Annotated in this window: 18 protein-coding genes and 1 pseudogene; 6 read left to right on the top strand and 13 right to left on the bottom strand. The window is 56.8% G+C overall.

Going from position 1 to position 20,243, the window contains the following annotated elements:
• Window positions 1-31 precede the first annotated feature (31 nt).
• The 7 genes from AC1UKS_RS17075 to AC1UKS_RS17045 form a co-directional block, all read right to left on the bottom strand.
• Window positions 32-1,606: an ABC transporter substrate-binding protein gene (locus AC1UKS_RS17075; protein ID WP_482434630.1), complete on the bottom strand. Its 1,575-nt coding sequence runs from the start codon at window positions 1,604-1,606 to the stop codon at window positions 32-34.
• A 143-nt stretch (window positions 1,607-1,749) separates the two neighbouring features.
• The gene (locus AC1UKS_RS17070) at window positions 1,750-2,415 is read right to left on the bottom strand and encodes an ABC transporter ATP-binding protein (RefSeq protein ID WP_482434629.1); all 666 of its coding nucleotides are present in this window, start codon (window positions 2,413-2,415) and stop codon (window positions 1,750-1,752) included.
• Window positions 2,408-3,286, bottom strand: a complete 879-nt coding sequence (locus AC1UKS_RS17065; RefSeq protein WP_482434628.1) for an ABC transporter ATP-binding protein — start codon at window positions 3,284-3,286, stop codon at window positions 2,408-2,410. The genes AC1UKS_RS17070 and AC1UKS_RS17065 overlap by 8 nt, the downstream gene beginning before the upstream one ends.
• Complete coding sequence (locus AC1UKS_RS17060; RefSeq protein ID WP_053141760.1) at window positions 3,246-4,106, bottom strand: ABC transporter permease; 861 nt, start codon at window positions 4,104-4,106, stop codon at window positions 3,246-3,248. The genes AC1UKS_RS17065 and AC1UKS_RS17060 overlap by 41 nt, the downstream gene beginning before the upstream one ends.
• The gene (locus tag AC1UKS_RS17055; RefSeq protein ID WP_053141762.1) at window positions 4,103-5,155 is read right to left on the bottom strand and encodes an ABC transporter permease; all 1,053 of its coding nucleotides are present in this window, start codon (window positions 5,153-5,155) and stop codon (window positions 4,103-4,105) included. The genes AC1UKS_RS17060 and AC1UKS_RS17055 overlap by 4 nt, the downstream gene beginning before the upstream one ends.
• Entirely contained in the window at window positions 5,155-6,723 is a 1,569-nt protein-coding gene (locus AC1UKS_RS17050; RefSeq protein WP_265909863.1) for an ABC transporter substrate-binding protein, read from the bottom strand. The genes AC1UKS_RS17055 and AC1UKS_RS17050 overlap by 1 nt, the downstream gene beginning before the upstream one ends.
• Before the next feature lie 128 nt (window positions 6,724-6,851).
• Window positions 6,852-7,508, bottom strand: a complete 657-nt coding sequence (locus AC1UKS_RS17045) for a CPBP family intramembrane glutamic endopeptidase (protein ID WP_265909864.1) — start codon at window positions 7,506-7,508, stop codon at window positions 6,852-6,854.
• 300 nt (window positions 7,509-7,808) lie between these two features.
• Here AC1UKS_RS17045 and AC1UKS_RS17040 point away from each other — a divergent pair, with 300 nt between their 5' ends.
• The gene (locus AC1UKS_RS17040; RefSeq protein ID WP_482434627.1) at window positions 7,809-10,328 is read left to right on the top strand and encodes a bifunctional diguanylate cyclase/phosphodiesterase; all 2,520 of its coding nucleotides are present in this window, start codon (window positions 7,809-7,811) and stop codon (window positions 10,326-10,328) included.
• A gap of 295 nt (window positions 10,329-10,623) precedes the next feature.
• Window positions 10,624-10,920: an I78 family peptidase inhibitor gene (locus tag AC1UKS_RS17035; RefSeq protein ID WP_265909865.1), complete on the top strand. Its 297-nt coding sequence runs from the start codon at window positions 10,624-10,626 to the stop codon at window positions 10,918-10,920.
• A 31-nt stretch (window positions 10,921-10,951) separates the two neighbouring features.
• Here the strand turns inward: AC1UKS_RS17035 and AC1UKS_RS17030 are convergent, their stop codons facing one another.
• The 5 genes and pseudogenes from AC1UKS_RS17030 to AC1UKS_RS17010 all read right to left on the bottom strand — a co-directional run bounded on the left by AC1UKS_RS17030 (window position 10,952) and on the right by AC1UKS_RS17010 (window position 13,871).
• Window positions 10,952-11,458, bottom strand: coding sequence for a protein disulfide oxidoreductase (locus AC1UKS_RS17030; RefSeq protein WP_482434626.1), 507 nt, complete (start codon window positions 11,456-11,458; stop codon window positions 10,952-10,954).
• A complete protein-coding gene (locus tag AC1UKS_RS17025) occupies window positions 11,458-11,637 on the bottom strand; it encodes a hypothetical protein (RefSeq protein ID WP_482434625.1) in 180 nt (59 codons plus the stop codon). Before AC1UKS_RS17025 ends, AC1UKS_RS17030 begins: the two co-directional genes overlap by 1 nt.
• Window positions 11,634-13,117, bottom strand: a pseudogene (locus AC1UKS_RS17020) (protein-disulfide reductase DsbD domain-containing protein). Before AC1UKS_RS17020 ends, AC1UKS_RS17025 begins: the two are co-directional and overlap by 4 nt.
• Before the next feature lie 48 nt (window positions 13,118-13,165).
• Window positions 13,166-13,330, bottom strand: coding sequence for a hypothetical protein (locus tag AC1UKS_RS17015; RefSeq protein ID WP_482434624.1), 165 nt, complete (start codon window positions 13,328-13,330; stop codon window positions 13,166-13,168).
• 292 nt (window positions 13,331-13,622) lie between these two features.
• The gene (locus AC1UKS_RS17010; protein ID WP_013200975.1) at window positions 13,623-13,871 is read right to left on the bottom strand and encodes a biofilm development regulator YmgB/AriR family protein; all 249 of its coding nucleotides are present in this window, start codon (window positions 13,869-13,871) and stop codon (window positions 13,623-13,625) included.
• 572 nt (window positions 13,872-14,443) lie between these two features.
• Here AC1UKS_RS17010 and cspE point away from each other — a divergent pair.
• Entirely contained in the window at window positions 14,444-14,656 is a 213-nt protein-coding gene (gene cspE / locus AC1UKS_RS17005) for a transcription antiterminator/RNA stability regulator CspE (protein ID WP_013200976.1), read from the top strand.
• 329 nt (window positions 14,657-14,985) lie between these two features.
• On the top strand, window positions 14,986-16,194 hold the full coding sequence (locus AC1UKS_RS17000) for a multidrug efflux MFS transporter (protein WP_013200977.1): 1,209 nt from the start codon (window positions 14,986-14,988) through the stop codon (window positions 16,192-16,194).
• Window positions 16,195-16,223: 29 nt separating this feature from the next.
• Here AC1UKS_RS17000 and AC1UKS_RS16995 read toward each other — a convergent pair whose 3' ends face one another.
• Window positions 16,224-19,304 carry a beta-galactosidase gene (locus AC1UKS_RS16995; protein ID WP_482434623.1) on the bottom strand — a complete coding sequence of 1,027 codons (3,081 nt, stop codon included), beginning with the start codon at window positions 19,302-19,304 and terminating at the stop codon, window positions 16,224-16,226.
• A 276-nt stretch (window positions 19,305-19,580) separates the two neighbouring features.
• Here AC1UKS_RS16995 and AC1UKS_RS16990 point away from each other — a divergent pair, with 276 nt between their 5' ends.
• Window positions 19,581-19,730, top strand: a complete 150-nt coding sequence (locus tag AC1UKS_RS16990; RefSeq protein WP_482434622.1) for a hypothetical protein — start codon at window positions 19,581-19,583, stop codon at window positions 19,728-19,730.
• A gap of 229 nt (window positions 19,731-19,959) precedes the next feature.
• Window positions 19,960-20,220: an anti-adapter protein IraP gene (iraP, locus tag AC1UKS_RS16985; RefSeq protein ID WP_013200979.1), complete on the top strand. Its 261-nt coding sequence runs from the start codon at window positions 19,960-19,962 to the stop codon at window positions 20,218-20,220.
• The last annotated feature ends 23 nt before the right edge of the window (window positions 20,221-20,243 follow it).

Genomic DNA, 20,243 nt, shown 5'->3' with positions numbered 1-20,243 from the left:
CAAAAAGGCGGCCTGAGGCCGCCCGTTAACCCTATTTGCTGACCTGATCGTAATACAGCATGCTGTTACCAATGCCCTGATTGGCTCCGGTAATATTACTGCGTAATCCCACCAGTTTTTGTCCCTGTAACGTCACCACGTAAGGCGAATTTTGCTGAACCTCGGTTTGCAACTGCTGATACAGCGCGTTGCGCGTCTTCACGTCGCTCTCTGCCGCGGCGGCCTTCGTCTCGGCACTCAGTTTTGGAATCGACCAACCGACGCGCCACGCCAGGGTTTTCGGCCCGTTTGGCACGTTATAGGCAAAGGTGCTGGCATTGGTGTTGGGATCGACGTAATCAGCACCCCAGTAAATAAAGATCGACTGGAAGTTTCTGCTGCGCATCTTGGCCCACAGCTCCGCCTCGGCAACCGGCTTGATGGCGATCTGAATATCGGCCTTGGCAAAGCTGGCCTGTAAGGCCTGCGCCACATCGGTATACGGCGGTTGATTAACGATGGTCAGCGAGAATTGCGTGCCCGGCTTGATGCCGCCTTTGCTTAACATCTCCTTCGCCTTGGCCAGATCGTACTTAAACGGCTGGTTCTCCAGCGCGCCGTCAAATCCCTGCGGTAAAAAGGCCTGATGCACCTGATACTGATCTTTTAGCAGCTCATGCGAAATGCTCTGGTAGTCCACCAGCCAGCGGGCGGCCTGCCACAGTGCCGGATTGCCTAACGCCGGCTGCGCTTTATCCTGAGTGTTAAAGCCGAGGTAATAAATCAGGCTGGAAGGGAAGCTGGCAACCCGCACCGAAGAGACTTTCTTCAGCGCATCAAACTGATCGGCGCCCAGCTCGTAAGCGACGTCGGCATCACCTTGCTCCAGCAGCAGACGGCGTGAACCGGGATCGGAGACCCCTTTCAGGATCACCCGCTTCAGTTTTGGCTGAGGTTGGGCATTGGGGTTTTGCTCAAGCACCAGCGCCTGCTGCGGCACGTAGGTTTTGATGGCGTAAGCCGCGCTGCCTGCCGAATGGGTTTTCAGCCAGCCGTTGCCGAAGTCATGATTGACCGCGTGCTGCTCCGCCAGTTTGCTGTCGACGATGGAGGCTACCGGCGCGCTCAACAGTCGCAGGGCCAAATCCCGACCAATGGCCGAAGTCCAGCGGATCTCCAGCTGGTTATTGCCGTGGCGGGTGAACTGCGCGTCAATATTGTCGGCCGACCAGCCAAATTCATTGAGGATAAATGCCGGCGTTTTGTTGAGCTTCACGCCGCGCGTCAGCGAGTAGATCACATCGTCCACCGTCAGCGGATTGCCGCTGGCAAACTTCGCCCCCGACTTCAGCGTAAACAGCAGGCTGTGTTCGCTACTTCCCGGCTGCCAGCTGGATGCCAGCTGCGGCACCAGCTTGCGCGGATCGGTACGGTCCGAATCAACCAGCTTTTGATAGACGTTTAGCAGGCTGCTGGTACTGACGGTTTCGAAGCTTTCGGCCGGATCAAAGCTGATGATACCGTCCAGCGGGATGGCGACAATCAGCGTATCGGCTGGGGTGGCAGCATGGGCAGCGGCCGTCAGGCTTAACGCGCAGGCAAGGGCTACGGGCAACAATTTACGCATCAACAGGTCCTGTAAAATGAGTGATTTCAGGACTATAGAGGGAAAGTGCAGGGGGGAGAAATGCCAATTCCGGCAAGCGTAATCTGATTAACAGCATAGCCGGAAAGGCAGATTGGGGCCGACCTGCAGGCCGGCCCTGAGGTTCAGCTGACGATATAGCCCCGTTCCATATGCACCGCGCGATCGCACATATGATCGATCACGTCCGGATCGTGACTGACCAGCACCATGGTCAGATTATCCTGACGCTTCAGGCTGTTAAGCAGGTTGAGGATTTCAGCCTGCACCGACATATCCAGCGCCGAGGTCGGCTCATCGAGCAACAGGATTTTCGGCTCCAGCAGCAGGGCGCGCACGATCGCTATGCGCTGGCGCTGTCCGCCTGAAAGCTGGTGCGGATAGCGATCGGCCATCGCCGGATCTAACCCCACGTGGCGGAAGCCGCGATCGATGCGATCGTTGATGTCACTCTTCCTAAGCAACTTCAACGGCTCCGCCAGCGTGCGGCGCAGACGATGACGCGGATGCAGCGAGGCGTAAGGATCCTGGAACACCATCTGCACATCCTGACGCAGCTGGCCGGTAAAGGATTTACCAGGCTTCACCTGATGTTGTGCCAGCGACATCTCGCCCTGCCAGTTGGGATTCAGTCCCGCCAGCACCCACAGCAGCGACGACTTACCGCAGCCGGACGGGCCAACCAGTCCGAAGCATTCACCGGCCTTCACCTCCAGGCTGACATCGTGCACCACGGTTCGCTGCTCATAACCTTGTCGATGGGAAACGCTTAATTTTTTCAGTTCAATCATGTTCACGCCAGGCCTCCAGCGCAGCACGATCCAGTACCGGCAGTGCCTGGCCCTGAGTGGCTTTACTCGGGCGACAGGACCACAGCGTGCGGGTATAAGGATGGGTGGCATTGGGCAGTTCAGCGGCGGGCAGCGTATCGAGTATGTTTCCCTGATACATCACCATCACCCGATCGCAATGCTCGGAAACCTGCTGTAAATCATGGCTGATCAGCAGCAGGCCCATGTTACGTTCTTCCACCAGACGGCGGATTAATGCCAGCACCTGATCGCGCATCGCGTGATCCAGTGCGGACGTTGGCTCATCAGCAATCAGGCAGTGGGGATCGGCAATCAGCGCCATCGCCAGCATCACACGCTGGCCCATCCCGCCGGAAAGCTGATGCGGATAGCGCTGCATCAACTGCTTAGGATCGGGCAAGCCGACCGCATCCAGCATCTCACAGACTTTCTCGTTGATTTCCACCCGGCCCAGCTTACTGTGCAGCTTCAGCGGCTCCGCCACCTGCCAGCCGATGGTGCGCATCGGGTTTAAGGCATATTTCGGATCCTGCATTACCATCGCCAGCTTGCTGCCGCGCAGCTGGCTCCAGCGGCGCTCGCTCAGCGTCAGGGCGTTTTCCCCGGCCACCTGCAGCGTCTTCGCCTGCAGCTGCAAACCCGGTGCCAGCAGGCCCATCAGGCTGCGGGCGGTCAGGGACTTACCGGAGCCGGATTCACCCACCAGCGCCAGACGTTCGCGACCCAGCGTGAAGCTGATTTCTTTCACCAGCGGCGTGCCGTCCGGACTGGCGATTTTCAGCTTATCCGCGACGATCAGGTCAGAGGTTTCAATTGCCATTTCGGGTATCCAGTCGGTCACGCAGGCCATCGCCCGTCAGGTTAAACGCCAGGCTGGCAAACAAAATCGCCCCGCCTGGTGCGGCGGCTACCCACCACTGATCGAATATCACTTTACTGCCTTCGGCCACCATCGATCCCCATTCCGCGGTCGGCGGCTGAACGCCCATGCCGAGGAAGCCGAGTCCGGCCGCAGACAGAATGATGCCGCCAAGGCTCAGCGCGGCACGCACCACGGCACTCGGCATACACAGCGGCAGAATATGACCGAACATCAGGCGTAAGCCGTTGATGCCCTGCATCCGCGCCGCCGCCAGATAATCACTGCGACGCAGCGCCAGCGTTTCAGCACGCGCCTGCCGGGCGAACGGCGGCCAGCTGGTCAGCGCCAGCGCCAGCGCACCGTTCATCAGGCCAGGGCCGAGCATGGCGACCAGCGCCAGCGCGATCACCAGATTCGGCAGGGACAGGAAAATATCGGTGATGCGCATCAGCACGCGCTCCGTCCAGCCACCGAGGTAGCCGGCACAGATGCCGATCAGCATGCCCACCGGAATGGTCAGTACCAGGATCAGCGATACCAGCAGCAGGGTCGGGCGCGAGCCATAAATCACCCGTGAAAGCAGGTCGCGGCCAAAGCCATCGGTTCCCAGCCAGTGCAGGGAGGAAGGCGGCAGCAGGCGCGCGGACATCTCCTGCGCATTCGGGTCGAACGGCGCCAGTAACGGCGCAAACAGCGCCGCCAGCAGCAGGATCGCCACCAGCGTGCCGCCAATCACCAGCGACGTCAGGCGGGGACGGCGACGGCGCGACGGTGCCACGTTGTCGAGGTCGGTAAGATTTTGCGTCATCGGGTTCTCGGGTCGGTTAGCCAGGTTAACGCATCTGCCAGCGCATTGAGGATGATAAAGCAGCTGCCAATCAGCAGCGTCGAGCCCAGAATCGCCGGGGTATCGGAGGCGAACAGCGCGGTGGTCATATAGCGTCCCACGCCGGGCCAGGCAAACACCGTTTCGGTCAGAACCGATCCCTCCAGCAGCGTGGCGTAGGAGAGGGCCAGCACGGTAATCAGCGTGCCACGAACGTTAGGGAATACGTGCAGCAGTAAAATCCGCCCACGGCTGGCCCCTTTGGCCCGCGCCAGCGTGACGTATTCTTTGCTGCTCTCTTCCAGCAGCGCCGCGCGCAGCAAGCGGGTAATACCGGCCATCGCCAGCAGGCCCAGTACCACCACCGGTAACCATAAATGCGCGACAGCATTGCGGAACATCTCGGGATCGCCGGAAAGCCAGCTGTCAACCAGCACCAGCCCGGTTTTCGGCTCCAGCGTATAAATCCAGATATCATCCAGTCGTCCGGGACCGGCCGACCAGTGCAGCACCGCATAAAACAGCAGCAGACCCAGCAGGCCCAGCCAGAATACCGGCACCGAGTAACCAAGCAGGGAAATCATCCGCGCAAGGTTATCCAGCAGGCTACCGGGCTTCCACGCGGCCAGCAGCGCCAGCACTATGCCGAAGAACGCGCCAAAAATCATCGCGCAGGTGGCGAGTTCAATGGTGGCCGGGAAGGTGCGCAAGAGATCGCTGGAAACGGCCTGATTGGTCAGGCTGGAAATGCCCAAATCGCCACGGGCGAGGTGCGTCAGATAGTGCCAGAACTGCACCGGCAGCGGCTTATCCAGCCCTAAATCGTGACGAACCTGGGCGTAGGTCGATTCACTGGCGTGATCGCCGGCGATCTGCAACGCCGGATCAACCGGCGACAGATGAGAAAGCATAAAGGTGAAGGCCAGCAGACCGAGCAGCGTCACCAGCAGTGAGGCCAACCCGGTCAGCAGGCGTCCGCTCTTTAACCAGAAAAGCCGGGAAGACCCGGCTTGTGCAACAGTGACCGTCATTACTTGGTGACCTGGCTGTAGTAAACCATATCCGGGTTAATGCCCTGGACGTAGCCTTTAAGATTATCACGCAGGGCGATCAGGTTACGCGCCTGCAGACCCACCACGTACGGGGAGTTCTTCTGGATTTCGCGCTGCATATTCTGGTACAGCTCGACGCGCTTAGCCTTATCGCTTTCCGCGGTGGCGGCCAGCGTCTGCTTGTTAAGCTCCGGGATATGCCAGTTTGAACGCCAGGCCAGCGTTTTGCTGCCATCCTCCGGGTTATAGGCGAAGGCGGCGGCGTTGGTGTTCGGGTCAAAGTAATCCGCGCCCCAGGCGTTCAGGGTGGCTTCATATTTGTGGGCTTTAACCGAGGTGGCGATCTCGCTGCTCAGGCCAGGGATCAGCTCCACCTTAATCCCCCCTTTGGCAAAGCTGGCCTGCAATGCCTGGGCAATGTCCAGATACGGCGGCTGGTTGCTGACGCTCAGCTTAAAGCTGACGTTGTTCAGACCGGCTTTCTTCAGGATGGCTTTCGCCTTTTCCGGATCGTAGCTGAAAGGATTGTCGTTCAGCGCGCCGAGGAAGCCTTCCGGCAGGAAGGACTGATGCACCTGGAACTGGCCTTTCAGCAGATCGTCGGCAATGCCTTTGTAGTCAAACAGGTAGCGCGAGGCTTCCCACAGTGCCGGGTTTTTCAACGCCGGATTGGCATCAATGTTGAACTGCATGTAGTACAGCGACGCCATCGGGATCGCCATTGGCTTCACGCCCGGTTTGCCCTTCAGCCCGGCCATCTGATCGGCGCCCAGGTTACGGGCAATATCCACATCGCCCTGCTCAAGCAGCAGGCGGCGGGTTGCCGGCTCCGGGACGTTTTTGATCAGCACGTTTTTCAGCTTCGGCGCGCCACCCGGTGAGGTTGGGTTGGCTGACAGCAGCACCACTTCATGCGGGATGTATTTACGGATCTGGAACGGGCCGCTGCCGGCAGAATGCACCGCCAGCCACTTGTTGCCGAAATCGTTGTTTTTGGCATTGGCCATCGCGGTTTTTTCATCAACGATGGATGAAACCGGGGCGGCCAGCAGGCTCAGCACGTAAGTCGGGCTGACGTCGGCGGTCCAGCTAATCTGCACATGCGTTGCGTCGACCTTCTTCAGCTGCGCATCGACATTGTCTTTGGTCCAGCCCAGTTGAGTCAGGATGAAAGAGGGATCGAGGTTCAGCTTCACCACGCGACCCAGCGAGAAGATCACATCTTCCGGACGCAGCGGATTGCCGGAGGCAAATTTCGCGCCATCACGCAGGGCAAACGTCAGGCTGCGGTTATCGCTGCCCGGCTGCCAGGAGGTGGCCAGCGTCGGTTTCAGATCGGTCGGATTCTGCGGGTCGGATTGCACCAGGCGCTGATACAGGTTAGTAAACGCCTGGACCGACGTCAGCTCAAATCCTTCGGCCGGATCGAAGCTGCTGGCATCATCAATGGACTGAGCAATCACCAGCGTATCTGGCGGGGTTGCAGCGTGAGCAGCCCATGAGGCGGTCAGTGCAAGGGCAATAATTGACGGGTAAAACGATTTCATGACGTTTCCTTACCTGTGAGTTGCTGGCGAGTGTAAGGTACCCGCCGGTAAGACAAATAGTAGATTATCGGCTATCGATAGATGAAATTGTTATAACGCGCGGGAATTGGTTATAAACTGTCAGCAGGTTATCCCGCCAGAGCCAGCCACAGCCACGGCGACACGCCAATCAGGTTGTTGAGCATATGCAGAAAAATCGGCAGTTTTAACCCCCCCGAGATTAACCGCGCATAGCAAAGCAGCAGCGAGAGGGCGATCAACGCAATCATCGTTTGCGGATGGGTGTACTGCGTGTGCATGGCGGCAAAACCGATCGAGGTCAGCAGGGCGCACGCCAGCCGTTGCCGGGGAGCCCACAGCAGCAAACCTTGCAGCACAAATCCCCGAAACAGGATCTCTTCAAACACCGGTGCCAGCAGCACCACCGCCAGCGAGAACAGCAGGATTTTACTTTTCCCTTCGCCAAACTGCCCGCCGGTCCAGCTCTCCTGCTGCAGATATAACGACTGAGACAGGATCAGGCACAGCAGCAGTCCGCTGAATATCAGCCCCTGGCGGACGGTGATTTTACCGAACGGGATATTGCTGTAGTGCCTGGCATACCAGCGATAAAGCGGCACCAGCGCGGAAAACTCCAGTGCACAGAGCACCGGCATCAACAGGCCCGTTTCCCTTAACGCCGGATAGGCCGGCAGTGCGCTGATCATCACGGTGATTGAATACCAGACCAGGCACATCCCCATGCACAGCAGCGTACAGGTCACTCTGTCGGCATGATTGTTCATTGCAAGGTCTCTCGGTCCGGGGTGAAAGGATGGTAGCAAGCGGTTTGGGGGCTGTCGAGGCGCCCGCATTTCTGGAAAAACCCGCTAAACAGTTTGCCCGCCAGGCCGATAGAGCATTAACGATCGCGTCTTGAGGACGAGAGGACCAGCGATTTCCAACACGCCATGCAGGCAATAAATATCAGGCGAAGTCAGTCAGCCTGCTTGAAAAGGTCCGATTACATGAAATTTCCACCGACCCTGAATCTACATTTTACCGCCGAGGGTCATAAAACGACGTTTTTCACCCGGCGGTTACTGATGTCGCTGTCCCTGTTGCTCAGTATCGTGATGCTGCTGGCGATGCTGTTGGTGGTTGGCATTGCCTGGCGACAGAATGCCGACGCGGTAAAGCAAGAGACGTTCTTGCTGCACAACGCCTGGAAAGAAAACCGCCTGAACATTCTGACCGATATCCGTGACTATGCCTTCTGGGGCGAAGCCTGGAACCATCTGCATCTGACCGTGGATCCGGTCTGGGCGTACGATCAGCAGAACTTTGGTCCGGGACTTTTTACCGAATATCATTACGAAGGGGTCTTTGTGGTGGACGGCAGCGGGCGGACAAGTTATTCGGTGATTAACGGCAAGCTGTCAGACCTGAAACTGGAAAGCTGGCTGGGTATTCATGCGGCGCCGCTGATCAAAAGCGCCCGCGCGCTCGCTGTCGGGGAGAATGCGCTGACCATCAATGCGATGATTGGCCCCACACCGGCGATTGTCGCCGCTGCGCCGATCACCACCGGCAAAGTCCCTGGCCTGAAAACGATGCCCGGCCCGCCATCGGTGATGGTGTTTGTGAATCGCTTCACCCCGGAAAAACTGAAAGCGTTTGGCGACAGTATTGGCGTCATCAACGCCCGGGTCCCTGACAGCGCCCACGACAGCTTTGTCCCGCCGCTGATCAATGAAGATGTTGCTGACGAACCGCCGATTGTGATCCGCTGGGATTCGTTAGCGCCTGGCGGCACGCTGCTGTTTATCGTGTTGCCGATGCTGCTGATTACCGCGCTGATCCTGGCGCTGGTGGCCCGCAGAGTGATCAATCACGCCATGCATAACGCCGCGCTGTCCGACGATCGCTTTACCCAGCTGATGCACAGCCAGCGCGAACTGGCGGACAGTGAATCCCGTTTTCGCGACGTGGCAGAAACCGCCTCGGACTGGATTTGGGAAACCAATGCCCAGGGCGTGCTGACCTACCTCTCCAAACGCTTTGCCGCCGTTACCCACTACGATGTGGCGAAGATGCTGGGACGTTCGCTGGATGACGTATTGCAACACGACGAGCATCTGGTCTCTGACTGGATCATCCAGCAGCGTGCCGACGGTCTGCGCCATGCGTTGCGCTGCTACTCGGTGACGGCGTTGGGCGCGAAGCGCATCTGTAGCCTGATCGCCAATCCGGTGACGGTCAATGGACAGATTGCCGGTTATCGCGGCACGGTGTCGGATATCACCCAGGACGTGGAGGCCCAGGCACGGATCCACTATTTATCTCAGCACGATGCGCTGACCGGCCTGCCAAATCGCATCTATATGAGCGAGTTTCTGCTCGGTCGCCTGCAGGCGCAACCGACGCTGGAGCGACCGCTGGTGCTGATTAGCCTGGATCTGGATAATTTCAAACCGATCAATGATACCTGGGGACATGCGGCCGGGGATTGTGTGCTGAATCAGGTATCTCACCGACTGCGCAGCGTGTTGAAGGCGGGCGATCTTGTATCACGGCAGGGCGGCGATGAATTTGTGCTGATCGTCTCTAATCTGGCCGATGAAGCGGAAATTGCCGCCTGCTGTAAGACGCTGATCGAGGAACTCCGTCGTCCGTTTATGCTCGGCCAGCATGAAGTTTTCCTCGGGGCAAGCCTGGGGATTGCGCTGGCACCGCGCGATGCGATGCAGGCCGAAGAACTGCTGCGGCTGGCAGATATTGCCCTGTATAAATCGAAGCAGGAAGGGCGCAATCGCTGGACCTGGTACACGCCCGAAATGGCCGAACTGCTGGTCAAACGCCGTGAGATGGAGCGCAACCTGCGTAAAGCCATCGGCGGCGATGAACTACGGCTGTACTATCAGCCACGCTATGACCTGAAAAAAGAGCGGCTGGAGGGGGCGGAAGCGCTGATCCGCTGGCAGCATCCGGCCACCGGGATGATCATGCCGGACAGCTTTATTCCGCTGGCAGAAGAAACCGGTTTAATCATCGATATCAGTACCTGGGTGTTGCACCGCGCCTGCACCGATGCAATGAGCTGGCCGTCGCCAATGTACGTCTCGGTGAATATTTCTCCGGTTGAGTTCCGCAGCGGCCATCTGGCGAAGCGCGTGGCGAATGCCCTGCACAGCAGCGGGCTGCCGCCGGATCGCCTCGAGTTGGAGATTACCGAAAATATCACGCTGGAGAATCCCCAAAGCGCGCTGGAAGTGATGCAGGCGCTGAAAAAACTCGGCGTACGGTTGACGGTGGATGACTTCGGCGCAGGCTATGCCTCGCTGGGGTATTTGAAAACTTTCCCATTCGATGGCATGAAGATGGACCGTTCCTATATGAATGACTTCCCGAACTCGCCGCAGGCGCTGTCGATCGTCGCAGGCATTATTGGCCTCGGCAGGGCATTTGCCCTGACGGTGACGGCAGAAGGGATTGAAACCCGCGAGCAGCTGCAGGAGTTGCAGACGATTGCCTGTCAGGAAGGCCAGGGTTATTACCTCGGCAGGCCGATGCCGCTGGACCGGTTCCGCCTGCTGCTGGACACGGCGGTTTCACCGGTAGCGTGACGATCGCCGACACAAAAAAACCCGCTTAAGCGGGCTTTTTACGTTAGCGGACACGAACCGCAACAAACGTCATGATGACGGGGAACAGCACAAACACAACCAGTTCCATAAGAAGCTCCTCTCTCAGATAATTCTTAAATTATAACGCTGGCTACGGCATCTGGCTGAGGCATTTTGTGCCGCGTTATCCCGGATCACAGAAACAAACAGCGTGACGAAAAGCGATTATCATCACGGCGCCGGGTCTGGTAGGCTTCCTGTTGATTGCCGAAGATAAAAGCACAGGAGAGAAGTTATGAAGTTTTATGGAAAAATTGCCGCTATCGCAGCGCTGCTTGCGTTATCCGGTTGCCAGACGGCGACGAAGAATGGGAACAGTTCCTCTGCGGTCGATCCGGAAATGGATCGTTGTGGTGCCTCTGACTATCAGCAGTACGTGGGCAAACCCTTGTCAGCCATAGATGGATTGCGTTTCGAACATCCTGTTCGCGCTATTCCGTATAATTCTGCGGTGACAATGGACTTCAACCTCAATCGTCTGAACTTTATGGGCGATGCCAAAAGCAACATCAGTCGGGTCTATTGCGGCTAAAAAAAGGGCCGATTAATCGGCCCGTTCAGTGTTAATGCATTTTTTGCGCCCACCAGAGGCGCAACTTCATTCCCCAGTAGCTGGTCCAGCCGGTGGTACTTTGCACCACCTGACCTTTCGAGACGATCAGCAGCGTTGGCGTCACGCTGACATCCCAGTTAGCTGCCATCGTTCCTTGCGGATCGTTGACCACCGGCAGCGTCAGATGTTTGCCATTCAAATAACGCACCACGCGACCATCGGCACCTGAACGAATGGCCACGGTCAGCACGTTGTTGCCGTTGTCGCTGAGTTTCACCACGTCTGGCGTGGTGTAGCGGCAGATGCCACACCAGCTGGCCCAGAAATAAACCAACAGCGGTTTTTTCATGCTGAGATCGGCCAACGTCACGGCCCGACCATCAATGGTGTGCAGCGCAATGTCCGCAAAATCTGTTGGCGCCTGCGGGGCACGGAAGAAATCAATCACCGTAAACAGCACTACCATCATCATCACCAGCAGCAGCAGATCGCGAAGTATACGTCGCCCCTTCGCCATTATTTCACCCGCTCAAGCTGCGCTTGCCACTGCGGGTAAGGGAGCGCGCCGGAAACCATCTGGTCATCAATCCGATGAGGGTTCACATCCCGGATTCGCACTTGCTGCTCTGGGGTGAACGGTGGGGAAGCCAGTACCGGTGAACTTGCCAGCAGCAGAGTTATCAGTAACTTTTTCATTTCGCCTTTCCTTTTGCGTCAGATAACGCGGTTGATAATTGTTGACGATCAAGCAGCGGTGACAGCACGGTTCCCTGTGGATTGCCTGGACCATAAACCTGATTGAACGGGACAGCCACGCTGCCACGACGATTAAGGAATGTGTTGATGGCCGCAGAGGGACGGCTCCAGTCGCCGCGCAGTGCCACCATATCCTCGGACTGTAAGGCCTGCTGGACGTCTGGCCGCATCAGCACGTGTAATGCACCAGTCGGCCGTGACATCGATGAACACCCGTTTGTCAGTGGCGAGGGCATCCGTAATGGCTTGCTCGCTCAGGGGTTGCCAGCAAGGTGGCAAAGGCGCCCTGCCAGAAATGCCCGGCCATGCCGTCGCCGTTGTGCGTGGCCAGACGCGTGGTTGCTCAGACGAAGCACGGTCATCAGCAGTGCCAGCGCCATAAAGGACGCGATAATGCCGGCGCTGGACGCGATAATGCCGGCGCTGGACGCGATAATGCCGGCGCTGGAGGCGATAAATTGCAGCCTCACCGCGCGTTTATTGCGCTATTCTACTTGCAGGATGGCGCCTAACTTCATGCCAGCACCGGCAGCACGCAGGGCATCAGATTGAGGATAAGGCCGCCCGCCAGCGCCATTAACACCACTTGCCACAACGCAATGCCGCCGCCGATTGACGCCATGGGCGGGCCCATTTTTAACGCGCTCTGCTGGGCCAGCCCGCCGTCGGCAAGCACCAGAGAGACCATTTCGCCCTGCAAATCCGGCGCGCCTTCGCCCCATTGATCGCTGACGGGCACCACCGCCTGCAGGGTGTCACCCCTGATAGTCAGCGCCGGTTTGCCGAAGCTGGCGTCACTGCGATCGTCAATAAACAGTTCCGGCTGGCGCCAGCCGCCGGCACGCGTCGCGGTGATCTGCAGTTTGCCGGACTGATAGCCCGCCTGCAGCGTATCGGTCAGCGCGTTGGCCACCGGAACCTGCCCCATCGCCTCGGCAAAATCATGCGCAAAGCGTTTGTCTGAGGGGCGCTGCATAGCCAGACTGAACGGATAATCGGTCAGAATACAGACGTTGCTACAGGTTGAAAGCGTCAGCGTACCGCTAAGGCGATCGCGCACCTTGCCCGCCATCGTAATGGGCAGCGCGACCTGGTGGTGATAACCCTGGGTAGTCAGACCCGCGACGTCAAAGCGTTGTGGCACCGGCCAGAACCATCTGGCTTCAGGTGGCGAACCCTCCCAGCGGATTTCGGGCGCAATTCCGCCTTCGCCAGGCGATCGCCAGTAGGTCTTCCAGCCGTCCTGCAGTTTGATATCCAGCAGCACGCGGGTGGATCCACCGCCGGCATTATCGGCTCGAACGCGAATCTGGGCGTGATCGTTCTGAGGAGTGGTCAGCCAGCCGCTGTCTGCTGCCTGCAACGCAGGCAGCCACAGGCTCAGCAGGACAACCAGTAAGGTCCTGAAAAGATATTGCATTTTTTCTCCGTAAATAAGTAAAAGACACCAATACGAAAGGGCGGTGACTTATTCACGGAAGACGCAGTGGCAGAGATGGAGCCTTCGTTCAGGCGGGACCAGCGGCGGACGCAGGTAGCGGACAGGCAGGCGCATCAGCATTGGCATAAACAGCAGGATAACCAGACAGGCCAGAGTTAATAATCCCGTTGCGCGTCGTCGCTGAGCGTTCATGCCGAATCCTTTAAAAAGAGTGCGCCAATAATAACGGGGTGGTCAGGGTTAGCAATCTTGTCGCGTGTAAACATACGTAATATCAGGAAAAGGAAGTTCAGCATGTCACAGAATTGCAACCTGGGCGCTGTAGGGTATCGGACTAACAAAGGTGATCCCCTGGTCACTGCGAAACATGCAATGCTCGTCTTATTCCCGCCTCGTGCGGGATTTTTTTTGTATGAGGCAGGCCAAAAGAAGGCAGCGACACGGAGGTGGGCACCTTTCATAAAGCAGGAGGGCAGACCGGAAATTACTCTTCTTTCTCTTCCAACAGCTGCGTCAATAAATTGCGATACCCTTGCAGCAGCGCCTCATCGACTTCCCCTTCCAGCTTGGCAATCACCGTGGCGATAATCACTTTGCTGTGGGTAGGCCGTCCCCGGCGCATCAGTTCGGTCAGGATTGCCGCCAGCAGTTCACTCTCTTTCGGCGCATGAAAAGCCGGACTGTTAAAATATTCCGTTATTGCGCGGCCAGCGCCAGGCGTTGAATGTCTCATGATTAACCTCCAGAAAGGCACCACCGATCGCCCAGCGGCGAACCGATGAGATCAGGATTATCATTTTTAAATACGCGTCGATTCACCAGGACGGTCAATCGATACTGAGCCTGCGAATAGTCAGGCGGAGATTTTAATTACTCTAGATGGCAGCCGCAGGAAAGCCAGTAACAATCAGAAATATTTTTTCATTATGCTTTTTACCCTGGCGCGGAGGAGAGCGGACCCACAGGCCGGTTTTGACTGGGGTTTGCCACGGTAAATGAGAAGGTAAAGTGGATGATTTCGCCGCTTAACGAAAAAGAGTAAACTATTTTTAGTTATTTTACAGTGACTTAATATTGCTTTCGGTTTTTTTTAATCATCAGGTATTGAACTGCACCCTGCGTTGTGAGTAAATGCATCGTCGGTTTTGAAACAGACAACGTATGCGAGCAAATTTATTAAAGCAGTTTTCAGTTAAAGGTTATCTCTGATATCTCTTCCTGACTTCCTTCTTAAGTGCCTCATAAGTCCACCCTGTTGAAAAACCCGTGCCCTTTGCGGCTTAATACTTATTGAAGGAAAGACAAATGTCTAACAAAATGACTGGTTTAGTAAAATGGTTCAACGCTGAGAAAGGTTTCGGCTTCATCTCCCCAACCGACGGCAGCAAAGACGTATTCGTACACTTCTCTGCAATCCAGAACGGCGGCTTCAAGACGCTGGAAGAAGGTCAGAAAGTTGAGTTCTCTATCGAAAACGGCCAGAAAGGCCCAGCAGCTGCTAACGTAACTGCTCTGTAATTAGAGAACTTTTCGCAGGCGAACCGGAGTTTACTCCGTGTAGAGCTCGCGAGAATACGAAAACCCGCTTAACGGCGGGTTTTTTGCGTATGGGGCTTTTAAATCCTGGCCACGGCATGCTGCACTCTCCCGCCACGTTTTCACCAGTCAGAAATACTGCACATTCGGCATGAAATGCCAGCGCCAGCGCCATTTTGCGGCTGGAGACGCGATGCCAACAGGGTAAAACTTCAAAGTTAACCCCATCCCGTTATTTGCCACTCATTGCTAAAATGTCCTTGTTACACTGCCAACTCGCTCTTCTGCTATAAGGCCCTCAGCACAGCAAGATGGAATCCTGGAAGGTTAACCTCATCTCAGTCTGGTTCGGCTGCCTCTTTACCGGCCTCGCGATCAGCCAAATCATCCCTTTTTTGCCGCTCTACGTTGAGCAACTGGGCGTTACCGATCCCAGCTCGCTGACCCTCTGGTCCGGACTCATCTTTAGCGTAACCTTTATGGTCTCGGCCATCGTCTCGCCGATGTGGGGCAGCCTTGCCGATCGTAAAGGCCGCAAGCTGATGCTGCTTCGTGCTTCTCTGGGCATGGGCATCGTGATTTTCCTGCAGGCATTTGTGACCGATGTCTGGCAGCTGTTTTTGCTGCGTGCGTTGATGGGACTGACGTCCGGCTATATTCCCAACGCCATGGCGCTGGTGGCAACCCAGGTTCCGCGTGAGCGCAGCGGCTGGGCGATGAGTATGGTGACCACCGCCCAAATTTGCGGCGTGATCATGGGGCCGATGATGGGCGGTTTCCTGGCGGACTGGGTTGGGCTGCGTGCGGTGTTCCTGATTACCTCGGGATTACTGCTGACCAGTTTTCTGATCACGCTGTTCCTGATCAAAGAGGGCGGCCAGCCGAGGGTGAAAAAAGAGGACAAGCTCTCCGGCACCATGGTCTTCCGTTCACTTGGCAATCCCGGCCTGATTATCAGCCTGTTTCTGACCACCCTGACTATCCAGCTGTGCAATGGCTCGATCAGCCCAATTCTGACGCTGTTTGTGCGGGAACTTGAGCCGAACGTACAGAATATTGCCTTTATCAGCGGCGTGGTAGCGGCCATTCCGGGTGTGTCTGCGCTGTTTTCGGCGCCGACGTTGGGCAAGCTTGGCGACCGGATTGGCGCTCAGCGCATCCTGTTTTCCGCCCTGATCCTGACCTTCGTGCTGTTTGTGACCATGTCGTGGGCGGGAAGTGCCTTCCAGCTGGGTGCTCTGCGTTTCCTGCTCGGGTTTGCGGAAGGGGCGATGATGCCGGCGGTACAAACCATGCTGCTGCGCTATTCCAGCGATCGGGTTACCGGACGCATTTTTGGCTACAACCAGTCATTTATGTACCTCGGCAACGTCGTCGGGCCGCTGATTGGTTCCGGGGTGTCGGCCATTGGCGGATTCCGCTGGGTATTTGCGGCTACGGCGGTGGTGGTGCTGGCCAATACGGTTCAGCTGATCGTCACCTGGCGTAACCGCAAAGTGGTGACTGCGGCTCAGGCCTGACGCTGCTGCCGTCAGGCCTGAACACGCATTTACTCTGCTTTCAGCGTCAGCGCATAACGATAGCGTGAGGCTGACAGCAGAAATTCAGGGCTGACGCTGGGGCTCCACGAGTCGTCGCCGCCGACGCCCATATGATAACCATCCAGCACCAGCCAGCAGCCTTCCTCTTCCTGTAGCAGATGACGGTGGGTCACGTCGCGAAGCTGTTGCTGGCTGTAGCGACTGACCGAGAAATGAAACTCCCCGTCAACCTTCATCCTGCCCACGCTTAACGATTTTGTGCCGCAGCGCAGACCGTTTTCGCTGGGGAACACATACGGCGTAGTGAGCGCGTCCAGTGGCTGCGTCCAGCGTGAGAACTGCGCGGACAGCAGGCGATCCGGGTAGTTTTCGTGCGGTCCCAGGCCCAGCCAGCTGACGTTTTCTGCCGGCTGACTTAACTGGCAGCTGAGACCGATGCGGGCCGGTGCCGGTAAGCCGGCAGCCACATCTACCTCAACCTGAATATGTAATTCTCCCGCGCTATCAACAAGGTAGCTTTTACGGCTGATAAACAGCCGTTCGCCCTGATGCAACCAGGCATGGGTGGTGATCAGCTGCACGCTGCGGTTAAGTGCATCGGCCTGGAAATCTGTCAGCTCGCTTTCCAGATGATTGAAACCGGCGCGCTGCCAGCGCTCAACCCAGGCATTCGGATCGACTTTAGTCACTTCGCTGATGCCGATATCATTATCCAGCGGCGCGCGGGTGAAGTTATCGCGTAATGGCGTCAGTAGCTGAGGCTGCCCATCAATCAGCCACTGCACCAGTTCGCCACTGTGCTTTGAGAACTGCCAGCGCTGGTTCTGCTGGCGGATTTCGATCAGTTGTTCGGTCTCCACCATTTCGGGGATGAACGGCGATTTAAGCGGTGAAGGCATCGGCAGGCGAGAAGGCAGTTGCCATTGATCCCAGGCCACGCGATGATTTTCCGGCGACCACGCTGTCGCCTCTGGCTGGATAACCTCAACGTTCAGCCACAGCTGATCATCAAGATCGGCAAACGGTGGCAGTTCGATATCTACCCGACCTTCCGCAGCGATGGACAGCGGTTGTTCACCTGCCGCTATCTCCACGCCGTTATGCTCGATGCGCCAGCGCAGGATTTCATTGTCGCTGTGGCGGAAAAGATATTCGCTCTCAATGCGCAGGATCAACGGCCGGATACTGAGCAGCGAAAACTGGAAGAATTGCTGCGCACGCTGCGCTTCAAACAGGGAAGGATGCGGCGTACGGTCGGCAAAAACCAGGCCGTTCATGCAGAACTGACGATCGTTGGGCGTGTCACCGAAGTCGCCACCGTAAGCCTGCCAGGCATTGCCCTGCGCATCGTAACGGGTCAGGCTTTGATCGACCCAGTCCCAGACAAAGCCGCCCTGCAACCGTGGAAACGCTCTGAAGGCCTGCCAGTATTTGGCAAACCCGCCAAAGCTGTTGCCCATTGCATGCGCATATTCACAGAGGATCAGCGGGCGGGTTTCTTCCGGCAGACCGATCCACTTCTTCAGTGACCATTTCGGCACCGCGTCGAACGGTTGATCCTGATCGACCCGGGCATACATCGGGCAGATGATATCGGTGGCGGCGGTATCGGCACCGCCGCCTTCATACTGCACCGGCCGCGTCGGATCGTTACTTTTGATCCAACGCCAGAGCGCATCATGCGTGCTGCCATGCCCCGATTCGTTGCCCAGCGACCAGATGATAATGCAGGGGTGATTGCGATCGCGCTGCACCATTCGGGTCACGCGTTCGCTAAAGGCATTGAACCACACCGGATCGTCCGACAGACGGTTCATCGGCTGCATACCGTGCGTTTCGATATTGGCTTCGTCCACCACATACAGTCCGAAGCGGTCGCACAGGCGGTACCACAGCGGATGGTTGGGATAATGCGAGCAGCGCACGGCATTGAAGTTATGCTGCTTCATCAGCGTGATGTCGCGGATCATCGTCGCTTCATCCATCACCTGGCCATGCTCGGGATGATGTTCATGGCGATTGGTGCCGCGAATCAGCAGCGGTTTGCCATTCAGCTTCAGCAAGCCCTGATGGATTTCGATTTTGCGGAAACCGACATCATAAGCTTCCACTTCCAGCAGGTTTCCCTGCAGATCGCGCAGCGCCACGGTCGCCCGATAAAGATGTGGCGTTTCGGCACTCCATAACGCTGGATTTTCCACGCGCAGCGTCAGCGTGGTGCGATCGCTGTAGCGGCCTCGCTCATCAACCATCGCGCTGCCAAACGGTTGGTGAACGCTGCCAACCAGCTCGTTATGCCGCCACAGCTGAACCTCAACCTGATACTGCCCGGCCTGCTCCAGTGAGCAGACTGCCAGAATTTTCAGCTGGGCGGAGTGAAGTTCAGGGCTGAGATGCGTTTCAATCTGGATATCGCTCAGCTGCACGGCGGGTTTATGCAGCAGGCTGACATCGCGGAAGATGCCGCTCATGCGCCACATGTCCTGGTCTTCCAGATAGCTACCGTCACTCCAGCGCAGTACCAGTACCGCCAACCGGTTCTCGCCGTGGGTCAGCACCGGGGAGAGATCGAATTCTGCTGGCAGGCGGCTGTCCTGGGAATAGCCAATAAACTGGCCGTTGCACCATAAGTAAAAGGCCGAGTTCACGCCGTCGAACTGGATCCGGGTCTGCCCGGACGTCAGCCAGTCCGGATCGCAGCTGAAGATGAGTGAATAACAGCCGGTCGGATTTTCCTTCGGCACAAATGGTGGCGTGACCGGAATAGGGTACTGAACGTTGGTATAGATAGGGGCGTCATAACCGGCCAGCTGCCAGTTTGACGGCACCGGCTGTGGATCCGCCTCCGGCAGATCCTGCGCTAACCAACTGTCCGGAACCTGTTCTGGCTGGCTGAAGTAACTGAAGTTCCAGACGCCATTCAGTGACTGGCGACGCTCGCTCGTTCTGTCTTCTCTGGCCGCAGCAACGGAACGCCAGCTGAAGAAAGGCGGATGCGCAGGCAGGCGATTCAATTGCGTTACGGCCGGATTTTCCCAATCACGGCGGATCAGTTGCTGTTGCAAAGAGAGAGAAGGAGCGGATTTCATCAACAATACCTCATAAATGTTATGCGCTCACATTGCGCTGGTTTGGCGTCGTTGTAAAGCAGATCCCTGCGATCCTGCGAGCACGATCGCAGGTAAAACAGTCTGCGGATAATCCGCAATTAACCGGGTTAACCCAGCATTGTTACGGGGTTCTGACAGGAAAGTGTTAAGCGTGGTGACTGGCGGTAAAAATGGCCCTGAACCGGAGTATTCTGCATTGATGGCTCTGGATGGGACGCTTACTATCAGCGCCACTGTTCCGTGGAGAGTTTTATAATGAGCCGATTAATTAAAGTAGTCAGTGTTATTGCGCTGGTAACAGCCTTAAGTGGTTGCCTGTTCCCACCTCCAGGTGGTGGTGGCGGTCACGGTGGCGGTTGGGGCGGCGGTGGCCCACGCGGTGGCTTCTCTCAGGGCCCAGGCTGATAAAACCTTAAATCAGAGGCATATTGCCTCTGATTTTTAGTGCTGACGATTATTTTGTGACATTAACAGGCAGCAAAACGTTTCGCTCGCAATAACAATTTGCTGCGCTTCGCAAAAGTGAATAATGAAATCAATACCGTGTTTAAGTATCGAAAAAATATAGCGATTATCTGTTTTCTTTTTTTTTAGCTGGTGTTAACGTCTTGCTTTAACTCGCTGAGACGTCCGCATGAAAAACCTCATTGCAGAACTGTTGGTCAGGCTGGCGGAGAAAGAAGAAGAGTCCAAGGAATTAGTGGCTCAGGTTGAGGCGTTAGAAATCGTGGTGACCGCATTACTGCGTAAGCTGGACAGTCATCAATTCCAGCAGATCTCAGACAGCATCACTACCGCGATGGACACGGCGACACGTTCGGAGACCATCAATCCCGAAGACTCGTCATTACTGGAAGGTTACATTCAGCGCCTTTTGCTTCATCCCCGCCAGTAATCTGCTTTATCAAACCCTCGCTC

It is taken from the genome of Erwinia sp. AK-PDG3-5 (assembly GCF_056821705.1).
Note: the sequence above shows the minus strand (reverse complement) of the source record. Positions and strands in the feature narration are given on the sequence as shown.

What these genes read in the sequence shown, in the direction of transcription:
- AC1UKS_RS17075 (WP_482434630.1), bottom strand. Translation starts at nt 1,606, where the DNA reads ATGCGTAAATTGTTGCCCGTAGCCCTTGCCTGCGCGTTAAGCCTGACG.
- AC1UKS_RS17070 (WP_482434629.1), bottom strand. Translation starts at nt 2,415, where the DNA reads ATGATTGAACTGAAAAAATTAAGCGTTTCCCATCGACAAGGTTATGAG.
- AC1UKS_RS17065 (WP_482434628.1), bottom strand. Translation starts at nt 3,286, where the DNA reads ATGGCCTGCGTGACCGACTGGATACCCGAAATGGCAATTGAAACCTCT.
- AC1UKS_RS17060 (WP_053141760.1), bottom strand. Translation starts at nt 4,106, where the DNA reads ATGACGCAAAATCTTACCGACCTCGACAACGTGGCACCGTCGCGCCGT.
- AC1UKS_RS17055 (WP_053141762.1), bottom strand. Translation starts at nt 5,155, where the DNA reads ATGACGGTCACTGTTGCACAAGCCGGGTCTTCCCGGCTTTTCTGGTTA.
- AC1UKS_RS17050 (WP_265909863.1), bottom strand. Translation starts at nt 6,723, where the DNA reads ATGAAATCGTTTTACCCGTCAATTATTGCCCTTGCACTGACCGCCTCA.
- AC1UKS_RS17045 (WP_265909864.1), bottom strand. Translation starts at nt 7,508, where the DNA reads ATGAACAATCATGCCGACAGAGTGACCTGTACGCTGCTGTGCATGGGG.
- AC1UKS_RS17040 (WP_482434627.1), top strand. Translation starts at nt 7,809, where the DNA reads ATGTCGCTGTCCCTGTTGCTCAGTATCGTGATGCTGCTGGCGATGCTG.
- AC1UKS_RS17035 (WP_265909865.1), top strand. Translation starts at nt 10,624, where the DNA reads ATGAAGTTTTATGGAAAAATTGCCGCTATCGCAGCGCTGCTTGCGTTA.
- AC1UKS_RS17030 (WP_482434626.1), bottom strand. Translation starts at nt 11,458, where the DNA reads ATGGCGAAGGGGCGACGTATACTTCGCGATCTGCTGCTGCTGGTGATG.
- AC1UKS_RS17025 (WP_482434625.1), bottom strand. Translation starts at nt 11,637, where the DNA reads ATGAAAAAGTTACTGATAACTCTGCTGCTGGCAAGTTCACCGGTACTG.
- AC1UKS_RS17015 (WP_482434624.1), bottom strand. Translation starts at nt 13,330, where the DNA reads ATGAACGCTCAGCGACGACGCGCAACGGGATTATTAACTCTGGCCTGT.
- AC1UKS_RS17010 (WP_013200975.1), bottom strand. Translation starts at nt 13,871, where the DNA reads ATGAGACATTCAACGCCTGGCGCTGGCCGCGCAATAACGGAATATTTT.
- cspE (WP_013200976.1), top strand. Translation starts at nt 14,444, where the DNA reads ATGTCTAACAAAATGACTGGTTTAGTAAAATGGTTCAACGCTGAGAAA.
- AC1UKS_RS17000 (WP_013200977.1), top strand. Translation starts at nt 14,986, where the DNA reads ATGGAATCCTGGAAGGTTAACCTCATCTCAGTCTGGTTCGGCTGCCTC.
- AC1UKS_RS16995 (WP_482434623.1), bottom strand. Translation starts at nt 19,304, where the DNA reads ATGAAATCCGCTCCTTCTCTCTCTTTGCAACAGCAACTGATCCGCCGT.
- AC1UKS_RS16990 (WP_482434622.1), top strand. Translation starts at nt 19,581, where the DNA reads ATGAGCCGATTAATTAAAGTAGTCAGTGTTATTGCGCTGGTAACAGCC.
- iraP (WP_013200979.1), top strand. Translation starts at nt 19,960, where the DNA reads ATGAAAAACCTCATTGCAGAACTGTTGGTCAGGCTGGCGGAGAAAGAA.